Consider the following 15,460-nt stretch of genomic DNA (forward strand, 5'->3'; position numbering starts at 1 on the left):
ACCAATGCGTCGACCATGGCGCGGTTGTCGGCGCCGTGGCAGGTGGCCTGGACCACGACGTTGCGGGCGAAGCCGAGATGGTCGCGCAGGGCGTAAAGCTGCCGCTTCGAGGCATCGCAGGGGGTGTATTTGCGTTCCGGAGCGAACGGAAATTCGGCGCCCGGGCCAAATACATGGCAGTGCGCGTCCACGGCCCCTGCCGGCACCCTGAAGCGGGGTTTTGACGGGCCGGCGTACCAGTCGAGCCAGCCCCGTGTTTTCTCGAATTGCATGATTGCCTGGCTCATTTCTTTTGTTCTGATTTCACCTTGCCGAGGATCCGGTCGGCCTCGGTTCGCCAGTCCGGACTACGGGCAAATTCCCTGCTGCCTTTCGCGCCGAACAGGCCTTCGTCGGCGAGATCGGCGACCCAGGCCTGGCGTTCGGCGGTGCCCTGCGCCGACCATGGCGTCAGCCCGATCTCGCGCACGGTCTCCGCGACCTCGCGGACCTCTTCGCTGCGGCGACGGCCGTGCTCGATCACGCGCTGAAAGAAATAGGCGCCCTGCTTCTCCCAGTCGATGCCGGGAAAGGTCTCCTTGAGCGACGCCAGCACGGCGTCCTCGACGCCGTAGGCCCGCGCCGTGGTGAAGCTCTCGATCACCATGGCTTCCATGCCCTTGATCATGATGCTGCGGCACATCTTGACCGCCGAGGCGACGCCGAGTTCATCGCTCGCCACCCTGGCGTTGAACCCGAGTTCGATCAGCAAGGGCGACAGTTCGCGGGCGCCGGGACCGCCGAGCAGCAACGGCACCTTGATGCGGTAGGGCGGCAACGAGGTCATGACGGCGCCCTCGACATAGCGTCCGCCGGCGCCGTCGATCAGCCGCGCCGCGCGCTGCTTCGCGCCGGGCGATGCCGAATTGAAATCGAGGAACCAGGCGCCCTGCTTCAGCCCCGGCACACAAGCCTGCGCCACCGGCACCGCCTGGCTCGCGGTGACGGCGGACACGATCAAGTCCGCCCGCGCGGCGAGATCGGCATGCGACGCCGCCAACGCGACGCCAATGCCCGAGGCGTGATCGCGCAGCGGCTGCGCTCTGTCATCGCCGAGTTTGACGTCATAGGCGCTGACCCGGACGCCGTCCTTGCGCAGATCCTCGGCCAGAATCCGGCCGACCTCGCCATAGCCGACGAGACCGACATGCCACTGGTTGGACGCAACCGCCATCGCGATCAATCAATCCATGTATCTGAGGCCGGCTTTCGCCAGCGGCTCACGCATGTTGTACATGTCGAGACCGAGCACGCCGGCCGCCAGCCTGGCGCGTTTGTCGCCTTCATTGGCCTCGCGCGCTTCCGCCGCGTCCGCCGCCTGCTGGGCGACCCCGGCGGGAACCACGACCACGCCATCGGGATCAGCGACGATCACGTCGCCGGGATGGACCAGCGCGCCGGCGCAAACCACCGGGATGTTCACCGAGCCCAACGTTGCCTTTACCGTGCCCTTGGCGCTGATCGCCCGGGAAAAAACCGGGAATTGCATCTCGGTGAGGTCCTTCACATCGCGCACGCCGCCGTCGATGATCAAGCCCCTGGCGCCGCGGGCGCGAAAACTGGTCGCCAAGAGATCGCCGAAGAAGCCATCGGCATTCTCGGCGGTGCAGGCGGCTACCACCACGTCGCCGGGCTGCAGCTGTTCGGCCACCACATGCATCATCCAGTTGTCGCCGGGCTGCAGCAGCACCGTGACGGCAGTGCCGCAGGTGTGGGCATCGGCATAGACCGGGCGCATATAGGGCAGCATCAAGCCGACGCGGCCCATCGCCTCATGGATGGTGGCGACGCCGAAGCGCGACAGCTTCTCGACCGCAGCCTTGTCTGCGCGAACGATGTTGCGCCTGACGACGCCGAGATCGTTCAGGGGAATGCTCATGTCACTTCCCTTTCGCCTTCAGCGCCGCATCGAGCCGCGGGAACACGCGCCGCGCATTGCCCTCATAGACCTTCTGCTTGTCCGCTGCGCTGAGGATCGTCGAGGCCTCGATGTAGCGCTTGGTGTCGTCATAGGGGAAACCGGTTTCGGGATCGATCCCCTTCACCGCGCCAATCATCTCGCTGGCGAACAGGATGTTGTCGACCGGAATCACCCTGGTCAGAAGATCGATGCCGGGCTGGTGATAGACGCAGGTATCGAAGAAGATGTTTTTCAGCAGGTGATCCTTCAGCAGCGGCTTCTTCAGCTCCTGCGCGAGGCCCCGGAAGCGGCCCCAGTGATAGGGCACCGCGCCGCCGCCATGCGGGATCAGGAATTTCAGCGTCGGGAAATCCTTGAACAGGTCCGAGGTCAGGCACTGCATGAACGCCGTGGTGTCGGCGTTGAGGTAATGCGCGCCAGTTGTATGGAAGCAGGCGTTGCAGCTGGTGGAAACGTGGATCATGGCGGGGATGTCGAGCTCCACCATCTTCTCGTAGATCGGGTACCAGTGCCTGTCCGTCAGCGGCGGCGAGGTCCAGTGCCCGCCTGACGGGTCGGGGTTGAGATTGATGCCGACGAAACCGTACTCCCTGATGCACTTCTCCATCTCGGGGATGCAGGTTTTGGGATCGACCCCCGGCGACTGCGGCAGCATCGCGGCACCGATGAAACTGTCCGGAAAGAGCTTCGCGATGCGCGCGCACAGCTCGTTGCAGATCGCGGCCCAGGTCGACGAAACCTGGAAGTCGCCGATGTGGTGTGCCATGAAGCTGGCGCGCGGGCTGAAGATGGTGAGGTCGCTGCCGCGCTCCTGCATCTTCTTGAGCTGGTTATTGACGATGGATTCGCGCAGCTCGTCGTCGCTGATCTTCAACTCGCTGGCCTTCGGCATGGCCGAGGGGTCGCCGATGGCGGCGATCTGCCGGTTGCGCCAGTCTTCCAGCGCCTTCGGCGCGGTGGTGTAGTGGCCGTGTACATCGATGATCATCATTCTATCCTTGCCGGACGCGACGGGGTTCGGAGGCTGCGCTGAAATCGCCGGCCTGCCCCGCCCAGACCGAGGCCGGCACCATGGCCTCGCCGCGCATCAGCAGCCGCGCAGTGCGCAGCAGCGCCGCGCTGGTGACGCTTTGCGGATCGGCCGGATCGACCTCGATCTCGACGCTGAATTCGCCGGTCGGGTGTTCGACCGAGATGGTCTTGGCATTCGCACCGGGCACCACCGCAATGCCCTGCGCGATCGACCCGTCGAGCACGCAGGCGGTGGCGACCGTGACCGCCGCCAGCACGCCGATGGCGTCGTGGCAGACATGCGGGATGAAGCTGCGCGTCGAGATGGCGCCGCCGGCCCGCGGCGCCGAGATCAGCGTCATCTTCGGGTAATTTTTGGCCGTGACGTCGCCGAGTTGCATGGCGTGGCCGCAGGCGATACGCAGCCGCTCGATCCTGGTCTTGAGTTCGGTGTCGGCGTTGAGCTGATCGACGCTTTCATAACCGGTGCGGCCGACGTCTTCAGCCCGAAAGATCACCAGCGGCATGCCGTTGTCGATGCAGGTCACGGTGATGCCGTCGATCACGTCGCGGACATTGCCGGTCGGCAGCAATCCCGGCGCGACCGAGCCCGCAGTATCGAGAAAGTTGATCTTGATCGGCGCCGAGGTGCCCGGCGCGCCGTCGATCCGGGCCTTGCCCTCATACTCCACTTGGCCGTTCGGGGTCTGCACCGTGATGTCGCATTGCATGTCGGTGTTGAGCGTCAGCACGCGCAGCGTGGTGGTATCGCCCTGCGGTTTCACCAGGCCGGTTTCGAGCGCGAACGGTACCACGGCGGCGAGCATGTTGCCGCAATTGGGCGTGGTATCGACGGTGTCCTTGTCCGGCTGCAGCTGCGCGAACAGGAAATCGAGATCGACGCCGGGCCGGGATCCCTTCGAGACGATGCCGACCTTGCTGGTGAGCGGATGCGCGCCTCCGAGTCCGTCGATCTGGCGCCTGTCGGGCGAGCCCATTACCGCGAGCAGCACCTTGTCGCGTGTCGGAATGTCCGCGGGCAGGTCGGCGGCGTTGAAGAACGGGCCGCGCGAGGTTCCGCCGCGCATGAACAGGCAGGGAATCGCGGTTTGCATGGCGTCTGCCCCGGTGACTGGATATTGCCATTCTGGCGGTTCGGTTCGGGCTCCGCCACCTTCCGCCATTTCTAACAGCTATCACGTTCCGGCATGGGTGAAAGCCCCGGGCCATGCTGGAAATGCTCTATGCCGGCAAGCCGCGCACCAGTTCGGACAAGAGCCGCATCGCCTGCAGCGCCAGCGGCGTCGGGCGCTTGTGCGCGGAGACGGCCAGGCACAACACGCTGACCGGCGCCGGATCGGTCAGCCGCCGCACTACCAGTTCGCCGGAGCGGGCCGACGCCGCCACGCCGCTGGCGGTGAGCACGGCGTGGCCATAGCCGGCGCAGACCAAGTCGATGATCGAGGGGACGCTGGACACCTCCCAGGCAATGTCGAGCTTGATGCCGGCCAGCGCTGCCTGGGTTTCCAGCAGGCGGCGCATCGCATGAACCCGCTCCGGCACGATCAGCGGATAGCGCGGCAGTTCCTTCATCGGCAGCGGCGGCGCGGCCGGCTTGCGCTTGCCCATACCTTTGCCCTTGGGGGCACGGCTGACCAGGCTGAGCGGCTCCTGCAGCAAGGGCGTGATCTCCAGCCCGGCCTGCGCCTCGGGGTTGTAGACGAGGCCAATGTCGATGCGGCCGGTGGTGACCCATTCGACGATGTGGGTCGACAACCCCTCGACGATCGCCAGCCGGGCGGCGGGAAGCTGCTTCTTGAAGCGGTCGATCAAGGGCAGCGTCAGTTGCCGGCCGATACTCGGCGGCAGGCCGATGGTGACCCGGCCGACCGGCTCGTCGCGGCTGGCGCCGAGATCCTCGCGCGCATGCGCCATCAGTTGCAGCACCGCGACGCTATGGTCGAACAGCCGCTTGCCGGCGTCGGTCAGCGCCACGCCGCGACCGTTGCGCAGGAACAGCTGCTGGCGCAGTTCGGTCTCGAGGCTGCGCACCTGGCGGCTGAGCGCGGGCTGCGCGATGTCGAGCACCACGGCAGCCTTGCTGAAGCTGCCGAGTTCGGCGACGTGGACGAAATATTCGAGCTGCTTGAGATTCATGGCCCCGAGATTGTACACCGCGCCCGCGCGAGCCGTGCATGCTAAATCCGGGGCGCTATTGCTTCTGGATCCCAGCCTTCTCGATCACCGCCCGCCACTTGCCGATATCGGACTGCAGCCGGGCGGATATTGCCTCAGGCGTACTCGCCCTGGCTTCGATACCGAGTTCGAGCAGCCGCTTTTTCACATCGGGCTCGGCGAGGATACCCTGCAGCGCCTGATTGAGCATTTTCACGATTTCCGGCGGCGTGCCTGACGGCGCAAACAGTGCGTTCCAGGAAACGACATCGTAACCGGCGACGCCGGATTCCTGCACGGTCGGAATATCCGGGGCACTGGCCGAACGTGTCGGCCCGGTCGCCGCCAGCGCCCGGATTTTCCCGTCGGCGAGATTGCCCTTCATCGCGGAGTAGCTGTCGATCATCAGGCCGAGGTTGCCTTGCATGGTCGATATCAGAACCTCGGGTGTGCCCCGATGGGGGATAATCACGAAATCGAGGCCGGCCGCGGTCTTGAACAGCTCGGCCGACAGATTCTGGGTGCTGCCGACATTGATGGTGCCGACATTGAGGGAGCCGGGCTTTGCCCTGGCGGCAGCAATGAAGTCCGCCAGCGTCTTGAACGGCGAGTCGGCACTGGTCGCGAGGATGAAATCGAAATAGCCCAGGCTCGAAACCGGCACAAAATCCTTCAGCGGATCATACGGCAGCTTGTTGAACAGGGAGACGCTGATCGCGGTTCCGTTCGACAGCAAGGCCAGCGTATGTCCGTCGGGCGGCGATGAAACCACGGTTCGGGCCGCGGCAATGCCGCCCGCGCCGGGCTGGTTTTCGACATAGAAGCGCGCCCCGAGCTTGACGCCGAGCCTTTCCGCAATCACGCGCGCGGTGATGTCGGCAACGCCGCCGGCGGCAAAGGGCAGGACGATGCGCACCGGCTTGGCTGGGTATCCGGTTTGGGCCGAGGCCTGGCGCTGGGGTCCGGCGAGCGCGAGCAGCACGAGCATCGCCATGGACGTCCGGACCCAGATCCGGGAGACGACGCCTTTGGATAATGTCATCGCGGTAGCCCTGCCTTGATGGGTCGATTCGCCACCCTGTCACTTGATGGGCGGACGTGGAAGCACGGCATCACCTGCCTCCATCCGGTAGACATGGTCGAGCGAATACCAGGGCGTGCCGACATCGCTCGCGGTCGGATGCGGCTCGTCATGGCGCACGAAATCGCCGATCAGCGCTTTCGTCACGCCAAACTGCACGTCGCTGTCGATGTGCGGGTCGGCGGGATCGTAGACCTGGGAGATCAAGACCTTGAATCCCGGCTTGAAGATCAGCGCATGCAGATGCGCCGGCCGAAAGGGATGCCTGCCCTGTTGCTTCAACAGGCGTCCGACCACGCCATTGGTCGGAATCGGATAACCCGTCATCATCACCGAGCGAAACCAGAAGCGTCCGTCGGCATCGCTGGTGAACTTGCCGCGCAGGTTCATCTCGGCCTGGTCGGGATCCTGGTTTTCGTAGAGCCCGACCGGCGAGGCGTGCCAGATATCGACTTCCGCACCCGCAACCCGCCGGCCCGCAGGGTCCACCACACGCGCGGTGACGAACAATGGCGCGCCCGGCGTATCGGACCGGACGATGCAGCCGCCGTTTTCGACCCGGGGAGAATTCAGCCGCCAGAACGGCCCGAGCAGCGATTGCGCGGTTTCGGTATTGCCCTGATCGCCATTGTTCAGCAGGCATACCAGCGAGGAGACGCCGAGCGAGCCGGCCATCAGGATAATTTCGTTGTGGCTGTCGGTGGTCAGCTTGCCGAGTTCGCCCAGGATGGCCGCGGCTTCGCGGAACTCGGCCTCCGTCAGCCTGACGTCGCGGACAAAGCCATGCAGGTGCTTGACCAGCGAGACCATGATTTCGCGCAACCGCGGGTCGGACGTCTGCTCCATGACAGATGTCGCGGCTGGCGTGACATCCTGCTGGCGTTCGATGATCATGGCGCACTCCCCCGGCCGCGGACGTGGCAGAGACGCTTGATGCGAACCAGGCGATTGCGAAAGGACGGCACGATCAGACCCAGGCGATGCGCTTGTCCAGCGCGAAGATGCCCTGATAGATCTCGGGATTGCCGACATCGCCAAGCACCTCCGGCGCCATTTCGGCCGCCTTGCGCAACGCGCTGCGCAGCGATGGCTGGTCGAGGGCCTCGATCAGCAGCAGGCCGGCGAACACGCCCTCGTCCTTCCGCATTCCTTTTTCGACGGTTGGCACCGAAGTCCTGGCGATATCGGTCGCGCCGATCTGCACCGCGGCGATCCCATCGAGCGCGGCGATATCATCGGCCAGCCGCTGGGGGTTCTCCGGCAGGTTTTCGAGACGCAGCGCGACGATGGTGCACCCCTCGCCCCGCCCGGCGCGGGCCGTCACCCTCCCGCCGCCGCGCATGAAGTTTCCGAGTTGCGGCATGATGCGTTGCGACCATGGCGTCGGCGCGTTGAGGCGCGCGAGGTAGGCCGGTCCGTCGAGAACCTCGGGCGCTTGCAGTTCATACAGAATGAAGAACCGCTCGATGTCGGCGCGGTCGGCGCGGAACACCCGGTTGGCGAGGAAACCCTCGGTGGTCACCCGCTCGGTGGTGTGCTCGCGCGTCAGCCAGTGACGATAGTCGGTCAGATTGGACTGCTCGACATCGCTCCAGATCGCCAGAAATCCTGCTCCGCGCATCGTCATTCCTCCCCAAGCCATTGCTTTCAGGCTTTGTTGTTCGTCCGCAGGCCATGCAGCGATGCCGGCACCGCTTCCGGCAGCTTACCCAGTTTCTGCACCGCTGCCAGGATCGCAGCGATGTATCCGTAGGGGCCGAGACCGCAGATCACGGCGGTAGAGGCGCTCGACGTGATCGAATGCCGGTGCAGTTCGTCCCGCGCGTGAATATTCGAGATGTGAACCTCGATCTTCGGACCCTCGAATATTTTCAGCGCGTCGATCAGGGCGATCGACGTGAACGAATAGGCGGCGGGATTCATGATGATGGCGTCGGCGTTGCCGTGCGCCGACTGGATCAAATTGACCAGTTCGCCTTCGAGATTGGACTGGTGAAACGAAACCGTGACGCCGAGATAGCCTGCGAGTTGCTGGCAGCTTGCCTCGATCTCTGCAAGCGTCGTCGGGCCATAGATGTGCGGCTCCCGGATCCCCAAAAAATTCAGGTTAGGTCCGTTCAGGATCATGATCTTCGCGGCCATCGTCGTCCCCTCCCGTCTGTTCTGAATTCAGTCGACCACGAGTCGCGCGATCATGAAAGGCCCGACGCTCCTGATTGTCCGGAAACCCCGCATGTCGCGTCTGACGCCGCGAGGTAGGCGAAGGCGAGCGCCGGGCCCAGCGTGATTCCGGGACCGGGGTAGGTGCCGCCCATGATCGACTGCATGTCGTTGCCGCAGGCGTACAGTCCCTCGATCGGCAGGTTGCCGGAATCCAGCACACGGGCTGCCTCGTCCGTGACCAGCCCGGCCGACGTGCCGATGTCCGAGGGATAAAGCCGAAGCGCATAAAACGGCGGGGTAGCGATCGGGCCGAGATTGGGGTTGGCTCCGCCGGCGGACGCATCGCCGTTGTGGTTCTGGTAGACCGTGCTGCCCCGGCCGAATTCCAGGTCGCGGCCGGTTTCCGCGTAGCCGTTCATGCGCTCCACCGTCGCGCGCAGGCTGCCGGGATCGATCTTCAATCCGTCCGCCAACTGCTCGATGGTAGCCCCGACGATCAGGTATCCGTCGGCCAGGGCGGCGCGCGTGCCCCAGCCGCCGGGGCGCACCATGCCGAGGCCGTATTTGCGCAGCGCCGCCGCGTCCGCAATCAGAAACGCCGGGATCGCCGATTTGCCCTGCGCCAGCATCTCCAGCGCAAACTGATGGTAGGAGATCGCCTCGTTGACGAAGCGCCGGCCGTTGCTGTCGACCACCAGCGTTCCCGGCTTGCCGCGATCGAGCACGAAATGCGGAAACACCGCCTGCGACCCGTCGCGCCGCCGACGAATCGACGCCGGCGCCCAGAAGGCGACGCTGAGATCCCGCTCACTGACGCGCGCGCCGACCTCGAGCGCCTTGTCCTGCGCGTCACCGCTCGCCCCCGGCGCGACGGCGGACCACTCCACATCGGTTCCCCACGCCGTGCGACGCCGCACGGCATGGCGATTGAACCCTCCACCCGCCAGAATCAATCCGCCCTGGATGCCGATATCACGCGAGACGCTGCCCGCATTCAGCACCACTGAGGTCACGCGACCGCTTCCATCCCGGACGATTTTTTCGAGCGATGTATCCGTCAGAATATCCACGTCGCGGTGGAGCAAGGAAAACAGCAGACGGCCGACCAGCGCGTTGCCCATCACCAGCCGCGCTCCCCTCGGAAGGCTGAGCCGATCACGCCCATAGCGCGCCAGCAGCCTCGCGGCGTGCCGCAGCGATTTCATCGACCTCGTGGCCGAGAGCAGATGACCGATATCGGTGCGGTCGACCATCATGCCGCCGAGCAACGTGAACTCCGCAATCGGCGGACGTACCAGCCTGAGCGCATCGCCCAGCAACCGCCCGTCGAACGGCAGCGGCTCCAGCGCACGCCCCGCTACAACCGCGCCCTCCAGCTCCGAGCGATAATCCGGATGCCGCGGATAGGCGCGCAATTTCACATCGGTGTGGTTTTCCAGCACTTCGACCGCTTCAGGGCCGGCCTTCAGGAAGGCCGCGCGCAAATCGGCGTCCGCCCGGTTGCCGACGATCTGCTGCAGATATCGCTCGGCCTTATCAGTGCTGTCGGGCGCGGCGATGGCAGATGCATGACGCGTGTTCGGGATCCAGATCGAGCCCGCCGAGAGCGCCGAGGTGCCGCCGACGAAGCCGGTCTTCTCGACAAGCAGTGTCCTGGCGCCGCGGATAGCGGCAAACAGGGCGGCCGACATGCCGGCGGCGCCGGCACCGATCACGATAACGTCGTAGCCGGAGGGAACGCCGCGCAAGTCAGCATGATGCACGGGCGTTCCTCCCCGAACCCGTCATTCCGGGATGGTGCGCAGCACCAGACCCGGAATGACGGTTGTCAGTTCAGCTTCTCGATCGCCATCGCGACGCCCTGGCCGACGCCGACGCACATCGTCGCCAGCGCGCGCTTGCCGCCGCGCTTTTCCATGCCGTGCACCGCCGTCATCGCGAGGCGCGCGCCACTCATGCCGAGGGGATGACCGAGCGCGATGGCGCCGCCATGCGGGTTGACGAAGTCCGCATCATCGGCGACGCCGAGTTGACGCAGGCAGGCGATACCCTGGCTGGCAAAGGCTTCGTTGAGTTCGATCAGATCGAAATCGCCGATCTTCAGGCCCAGCCGCTCCATCAGCTTGCGGGTTGCCGGCACCGGACCGATGCCCATGATGCGCGGCGGCACCGCGGCCGAGGCCAGTCCCAAAATCCGCGCGCGCGGCGTCAAGCCGTGCTTCTTCACCGCGGCTTCAGAAGCCAGGATCATCGCGGCGGCGCCGTCATTGACGCCGGAGGCATTGCCCGCCGTCACGGTGCCGGGATTGCGCACGATCGGTTTCAGCTTCGTCAGACCTTCGAGTGTTGTCTCGGGGCGCGGATGCTCGTCCTTGTCAACATTGACAGGGCCGGCCTTGCCGCCGGGCACCGACACGGCAGTGATTTCTTCCGCAAAATAGCCGGACGCGATGGCGGCGCCGGCGCGCTGCTGCGAGCGGATCGCGAACGCATCCTGATCGGCGCGCGACACCTGAAATTCCTCGGCGACGTTCTCGCCGGTTTCCGGCATGGCATCGACCCCATATTGCGCCTTCATCAAGGGATTGATGAAGCGCCAGCCGATGGTGGTGTCGAAAATATCTGCCGAACGCGAAAATGCTTCCGCCGCCTTGCCCATCACGAACGGCGCGCGCGTCATCGATTCGACCCCGCCGGCAATGGCAAGGTCGATCTCGCCGGCGCGGATCGCGCGGCCGGCCGCACCGACCGCATCCAGACCGGAGGCGCAGAGACGATTGAGCGTGAGGCCAGGAACCGATTCCGGCAGGCCGGCCAGCAGCAGCGCCATTCGCGCCACGTTGCGGTTGTCCTCGCCGGCCTGGTTGGCGCAGCCGAAATAGACTTCATCAACCTGGGCCCAGTCGAGCCTGGGATGCCGCGCCATCAGCGCCTTGATCGGCACCGCCGCCAGATCATCGGCGCGCACTTTGGCGAGCGCACCGCCGAAACGGCCGATCGGGGTGCGTACGGCATCGCAAACAAACACATCGCGCATTGAATCTCTCCCTGAATGCCGCGTTTTGGCTGACTTACCCGGCCCGAATTGATGGTGAGTTTTAGGTGCGGGGGCGAGGCAGGTCAATTGACGGCTGCCGTCCCCGTGCTGCTTTGGCGTGAGGTCAGGCATGCCGATACCGGGTCGCGAAGAAAAGCAGGGAGAACGTGGAAAACCCACATTGCAGTGGCAAACCGATAGGATCAGCCACCAAAATTTTGTAGTTTGCGGCGCGATGACGATCCAGCAGTCCATCCCAGTTCCGGCCGAGCCCGCTATGTCAGCGGAGGACACCGCGCGCGTGTCGCCGATGATGGAACAGTTTCTGGAGATCAAGGCCGCCCATCCTGGTCTGCTGTTGTTCTACCGGATGGGCGATTTCTACGAATTGTTCTTTGAAGACGCCGAGATCGCCTCCCGCGCGCTCGGTATCGTGCTGACCAAACGCGGCAGGCACCAGGGCGCGGATATCGCGATGTGCGGCGTGCCGGTGGAACGTTCCGAGGATTACCTGCATCGCCTGATCGCGCTCGGCCATCGTGTCGCGGTCTGCGAGCAGTTGGAGAACCCCGCCGAGGCGCGAAAACGCGGCAACAAGAGCGTGGTCCGCCGCGGCGTGGTGCGGCTGGTGACGCCGGGCACCCTGACCGAAGACACCTTGCTGGACGCCAGGGCCAACAACTACCTGCTGGCGATCGCGCGGACGCGCGGATCGGCAGGCGCCGACCGCATTGGCCTCGCCTGGATCGACATTTCCACCGCGGAATTCATCGTCACGGAATGCGCGACCGGCGAACTCGCGGCCACGCTGGCGCGGATCAACCCCCACGAGGTCATCGTTACCGACGCGCTGTATGGCGATCCCGAATTGGGACCGAGCCTGCGCGAATTGCCGGCGGTGACGCCGCTGACCCGCGATGTGTTCGACAGCGCCACCGCCGAGCGGCGGCTGTGCGATTATTTCGCCGTGGCCACCATGGACGGGCTCAGCGCGATGTCGCGGCTGGAGGCGACGGCCGCCGCCGCCGCCGTCACCTATATCGACCGTACCCAGGTCGGAAAGCGCCCGCCGCTGTCGCCGCCGTCGCGCGAGGCCGCCGGCACCACCATGGCGATCGACCCCGCCACCCGCGCCAATCTCGAACTGACGCGGACGCTGGCCGGCGAGCGGCGCGGCTCGCTGCTCGATGCCATCGACTGCACCGTGACCCCGGCGGGTTCGCGGCTGCTGGCGCAGCGGCTGGCAGCCCCCCTCACCGACAGCGCCGCGATTGCGCGGCGGCTCGATGCCATCGCCACTTTTGTCGCCGACGGCGCCGCGCGCGACGACCTCAGGACCGCGCTTCGCTCGGCCCCGGACATGTCGCGCGCGCTGGCGCGGTTGTCGGTCGGGCGAGGCGGCCCGCGCGATCTCGCCAGCCTGCGCGACGGCATTCTGGCCGCCGATGCGGCGCTGGCGCGGCTCGGACAGATCGAAGTGCCGCCGCCGGAAATCGCAGCCATCATGGAGGCGTTGCGCCGCCCGTCGCGCGAACTGGCGCGCGAACTCGCCCGCGCGTTGGCCGAGCAACTGCCGCTGATCAAACGCGACGGCGGTTTCGTGCGCGAGGGCTACGAATCGGCATTGGACGAGACCCGCAACCTGCGCGATGCTTCCCGCCTCGTCGTGGCCGCGATGCAGGCACGCTACGCCGACGATACCGGCGTCAAAGGCCTGAAGATCCGGCACAACAATGTGCTCGGCTATTTCGTCGAGGTGACCGCGCAGCACGGCGACAAGCTGATGTCGCCGCCACTGAATGCGACCTTCATTCATCGCCAGACGCTGGCCGGGCAGACCCGCTTCACGACAGCCGAACTCGGCGAGATCGAGGCCCGGATCGCGAACGCCGGCGACCGCGCGCTCGGGCTTGAGCTGGAGATTTTCGAGCGGCTGTCCGCGATGGTGCTGGAAGCCAGCGACGAGCTGCGCGCTGCAGCGCATGCCTTCGCTTTGCTCGACGTCGCGACCGCCTTGGCGAAACTCGCGATCGACGACAGTTACGTGCGGCCCGAAGTGGATGGCTCGCTGGGCTTTGCGATCGAGGGCGGCCGGCATCCGGTGGTCGAGCAGGCGCTCAAGCGCGAAGGGCATCCCTTCATCGCCAATGCCTGCGATCTTTCCCCCGGCCCTGCTCAGAAATCCGGTCAAATCTGGCTGATCACCGGTCCCAACATGGCGGGCAAATCGACCTTCCTGCGCCAGAATGCGCTGATCGCGCTGTTGGCGCAGACCGGCAGTTTTGTGCCAGCCACCCGCGCCCGCATCGGCATCGTCGACCGGCTGTTCTCCCGGGTCGGCGCCGCCGATGATTTGGCGCGCGGCCGCTCCACTTTCATGGTGGAGATGGTGGAGACCGCCGTCATTCTCAATCAGGCCAGCGAACGCTCGCTGGTGATCCTGGACGAGATCGGCCGCGGCACCGCGACCTTCGATGGCCTGTCGATCGCCTGGGCGGCGATCGAGCACCTGCACGAGGCCAACCGCTGCCGCGCCCTGTTCGCGACGCATTACCATGAACTCACCGCGCTCTCGGCCAGGTTGCCGCGCCTGTTCAACGCCACGGTCCGGGTCAAGGAATGGCAGGGCGACGTCGTGTTCCTGCACGAGGTGCTGCCGGGCTCGGCCGACCGCTCTTACGGCATCCAGGTAGCCAAGCTCGCAGGCCTTCCGGCGCCTGTCATCGCGCGCGCCAAATCGGTGCTGGCAAAACTGGAGGCGCAGGACCGCGGCCAGGCCGCGCGTGCGCTGGTTGACGACCTGCCGCTGTTCGCGGTGCCCTCGCGCGCCGCCGCCGAACCGGCGCCGCCGAGCGAGGCCGAACAGTTGATCGAGGCGTTGAAGGCAATGCATCCGGACGAGATGTCACCGCGCGATGCGCTGGATGCGCTGTATGCGCTGAAGGCGAAGCTGCCGAAAGGGTAATCAGGCTCGCCGGGCGACTGGTGCCGTCAGCGACTGGCGAACGGCTGGATCAGCTTCAAGGTGGCGGCGAGGCGGATGCTGCGTTTGCCGGCCAGCGCGGTCGCCTCGATTTCGGCGCCCCTGGCGTCACAGCTGCCGGAGAAGCCGATACCGACCTCGTAGCCGCCGAACAGCGGATGCTCGCTCTTTGCTGCCGTGTGTTCCTGGTTGACGAACTGGCCCTTCCAGCGGCCGTTCGCGGTGGAGTAGGCTCCGAGATAGTAGAAAAAGGCGTCGCCGCCGAGAATGCGGCCGTCATGCAGCAGCATCACTCCGGTATGGCCGCCGTCAATTCCGTCCAGCATCCGGATGTCGATCGAGTAGAGCCCGCTGACGATGCCGCCCTCGCCGACCGCGCCGGGCGGCGGAACGTCGTCATTGCCGAGCGGCGTCATCACCGCGCGAAACACCGAGCCGGCCTCCTCCATCACGTCGCCCGCGAAGCGATAGAGTTGGCCATGCGCCGTGCCGCGCATGCGGATGGTGACCTGGTCGGAGCTCACAAGCGACCTGTAGTGCGGCGAGGCGCTGTGGCGCCGGGTCCTGATCTCGGCAACGATTTCGCCGCCTGCATCCTGGTAGCTGCCGAAATGGGCAAACGCCGTATTGCCGCCGAGCATCCTGCCGCCATGGACGTACAGCACGCTGCGGCCGGAGCCGTTGTTGATGTCGTATTCGACCTTGTACAACCCCTCCACCGCGCGCCCCAGTCTTGTCCCGCGGCCAATCTAGCGGGTCTGTCGGCGGGGGTAACCATCAATCTTCCGGCACCGCCGTAGGCAGACGCCCTTGTCGTCATTCCGGGGCGATGCGAAGCATCGAACCCGGAATGACGGCCTTTAATGAATTAGCTTCCGCCGGCTCCACCACCACAGGCCGAGGTTCCAGCTGACGCAGATCGCCAGCGCGTTGCCGAGACCGATCGCGGAGCCGAACCGCGGGGATGCAACATGGATCATCGCGATCGCGATGCCGAGGCCCATCAATCCGCCGGCGCTGTTGGCGATCACGGCGGCGGTCGGCGGGCCG

14 protein-coding genes and 1 pseudogene are annotated in these 15,460 nt (G+C 65.7%); 1 reads left to right on the top strand and 14 read right to left on the bottom strand.

What is annotated here, in order from left to right; all coding sequences use genetic code 11:
* The 12 genes from Q8R73_RS10140 to pcaF all read right to left on the bottom strand — a co-directional run.
* Positions 1–272, bottom strand: a 272-nt coding sequence (locus Q8R73_RS10140) for an amidohydrolase family protein (protein WP_305719424.1), incomplete at its 3' end; no start/stop codon positions are given.
* 11 nt (positions 273–283) lie between these two features.
* Positions 284–1,213, bottom strand: coding sequence for an NAD(P)-dependent oxidoreductase (locus Q8R73_RS10145; protein ID WP_305719411.1), 930 nt, complete (start codon positions 1,211–1,213; stop codon positions 284–286).
* A gap of 9 nt (positions 1,214–1,222) precedes the next feature.
* On the bottom strand, positions 1,223–1,918 hold the full coding sequence (ligK, locus tag Q8R73_RS10150; RefSeq protein ID WP_305719412.1) for a 4-carboxy-4-hydroxy-2-oxoadipate aldolase/oxaloacetate decarboxylase: 696 nt from the start codon (positions 1,916–1,918) through the stop codon (positions 1,223–1,225).
* A 1-nt stretch (position 1,919) separates the two neighbouring features.
* On the bottom strand, positions 1,920–2,948 hold the full coding sequence (locus Q8R73_RS10155) for an amidohydrolase family protein (protein WP_305719413.1): 1,029 nt from the start codon (positions 2,946–2,948) through the stop codon (positions 1,920–1,922).
* A gap of 4 nt (positions 2,949–2,952) precedes the next feature.
* Positions 2,953–4,086: a 4-oxalomesaconate tautomerase gene (locus Q8R73_RS10160; RefSeq protein ID WP_305719414.1), complete on the bottom strand. Its 1,134-nt coding sequence runs from the start codon at positions 4,084–4,086 to the stop codon at positions 2,953–2,955.
* Between the two features lie 127 nt (positions 4,087–4,213).
* Positions 4,214–5,128 carry a LysR substrate-binding domain-containing protein gene (locus Q8R73_RS10165; RefSeq protein ID WP_305719415.1) on the bottom strand — a complete coding sequence of 305 codons (915 nt, stop codon included), beginning with the start codon at positions 5,126–5,128 and terminating at the stop codon, positions 4,214–4,216.
* A gap of 55 nt (positions 5,129–5,183) precedes the next feature.
* Positions 5,184–6,188: a tripartite tricarboxylate transporter substrate binding protein gene (locus Q8R73_RS10170; RefSeq protein ID WP_305719416.1), complete on the bottom strand. Its 1,005-nt coding sequence runs from the start codon at positions 6,186–6,188 to the stop codon at positions 5,184–5,186.
* 39 nt (positions 6,189–6,227) lie between these two features.
* The gene (locus tag Q8R73_RS10175; protein WP_305719417.1) at positions 6,228–7,121 is read right to left on the bottom strand and encodes a dioxygenase; all 894 of its coding nucleotides are present in this window, start codon (positions 7,119–7,121) and stop codon (positions 6,228–6,230) included.
* A gap of 73 nt (positions 7,122–7,194) precedes the next feature.
* Positions 7,195–7,848 (bottom strand): hypothetical protein, encoded by a 654-nt coding sequence (locus tag Q8R73_RS10180; RefSeq protein ID WP_305719418.1) that lies wholly within the window; start codon positions 7,846–7,848, stop codon positions 7,195–7,197.
* Positions 7,849–7,874: 26 nt separating this feature from the next.
* A complete protein-coding gene (locus tag Q8R73_RS10185; RefSeq protein ID WP_305719419.1) occupies positions 7,875–8,369 on the bottom strand; it encodes a type II 3-dehydroquinate dehydratase in 495 nt (164 codons plus the stop codon).
* A gap of 50 nt (positions 8,370–8,419) precedes the next feature.
* A complete protein-coding gene (locus Q8R73_RS10190; RefSeq protein ID WP_305719420.1) occupies positions 8,420–10,153 on the bottom strand; it encodes an FAD-dependent oxidoreductase in 1,734 nt (577 codons plus the stop codon).
* A 65-nt stretch (positions 10,154–10,218) separates the two neighbouring features.
* Positions 10,219–11,427, bottom strand: a complete 1,209-nt coding sequence (gene pcaF, locus Q8R73_RS10195; protein WP_305719421.1) for a 3-oxoadipyl-CoA thiolase — start codon at positions 11,425–11,427, stop codon at positions 10,219–10,221.
* A 235-nt stretch (positions 11,428–11,662) separates the two neighbouring features.
* Here pcaF and mutS point away from each other — a divergent pair, with 235 nt between their 5' ends.
* Entirely contained in the window at positions 11,663–14,392 is a 2,730-nt protein-coding gene (gene mutS / locus Q8R73_RS10200; RefSeq protein WP_305719422.1) for a DNA mismatch repair protein MutS, read from the top strand.
* A 26-nt stretch (positions 14,393–14,418) separates the two neighbouring features.
* Here the strand turns inward: mutS and Q8R73_RS10205 are convergent, their stop codons facing one another.
* On the bottom strand, positions 14,419–15,129 hold the full coding sequence (locus Q8R73_RS10205; protein WP_305719423.1) for a GrlR family regulatory protein: 711 nt from the start codon (positions 15,127–15,129) through the stop codon (positions 14,419–14,421).
* A 141-nt stretch (positions 15,130–15,270) separates the two neighbouring features.
* Positions 15,271–15,460 (bottom strand): annotated as a pseudogene (locus Q8R73_RS10210) (hypothetical protein); the annotation flags it as partial.

The organism is Bradyrhizobium sp., from assembly GCF_030697065.1.
Lineage (GTDB): Bacteria > Pseudomonadota > Alphaproteobacteria > Rhizobiales > Xanthobacteraceae > Bradyrhizobium.

What these genes read in the sequence shown, in the direction of transcription:
- Q8R73_RS10175 (WP_305719417.1), bottom strand. Translation starts at nt 7,121, where the DNA reads ATGATCATCGAACGCCAGCAGGATGTCACGCCAGCCGCGACATCTGTC.
- ligK (WP_305719412.1), bottom strand. Translation starts at nt 1,918, where the DNA reads ATGAGCATTCCCCTGAACGATCTCGGCGTCGTCAGGCGCAACATCGTT.
- Q8R73_RS10155 (WP_305719413.1), bottom strand. Translation starts at nt 2,948, where the DNA reads ATGATCATCGATGTACACGGCCACTACACCACCGCGCCGAAGGCGCTG.
- Q8R73_RS10165 (WP_305719415.1), bottom strand. Translation starts at nt 5,128, where the DNA reads ATGAATCTCAAGCAGCTCGAATATTTCGTCCACGTCGCCGAACTCGGC.
- Q8R73_RS10145 (WP_305719411.1), bottom strand. Translation starts at nt 1,213, where the DNA reads ATGGCGGTTGCGTCCAACCAGTGGCATGTCGGTCTCGTCGGCTATGGC.
- pcaF (WP_305719421.1), bottom strand. Translation starts at nt 11,427, where the DNA reads ATGCGCGATGTGTTTGTTTGCGATGCCGTACGCACCCCGATCGGCCGT.
- Q8R73_RS10160 (WP_305719414.1), bottom strand. Translation starts at nt 4,086, where the DNA reads ATGCAAACCGCGATTCCCTGCCTGTTCATGCGCGGCGGAACCTCGCGC.
- Q8R73_RS10180 (WP_305719418.1), bottom strand. Translation starts at nt 7,848, where the DNA reads ATGCGCGGAGCAGGATTTCTGGCGATCTGGAGCGATGTCGAGCAGTCC.
- mutS (WP_305719422.1), top strand. Translation starts at nt 11,663, where the DNA reads ATGACGATCCAGCAGTCCATCCCAGTTCCGGCCGAGCCCGCTATGTCA.
- Q8R73_RS10170 (WP_305719416.1), bottom strand. Translation starts at nt 6,188, where the DNA reads ATGACATTATCCAAAGGCGTCGTCTCCCGGATCTGGGTCCGGACGTCC.
- Q8R73_RS10185 (WP_305719419.1), bottom strand. Translation starts at nt 8,369, where the DNA reads ATGGCCGCGAAGATCATGATCCTGAACGGACCTAACCTGAATTTTTTG.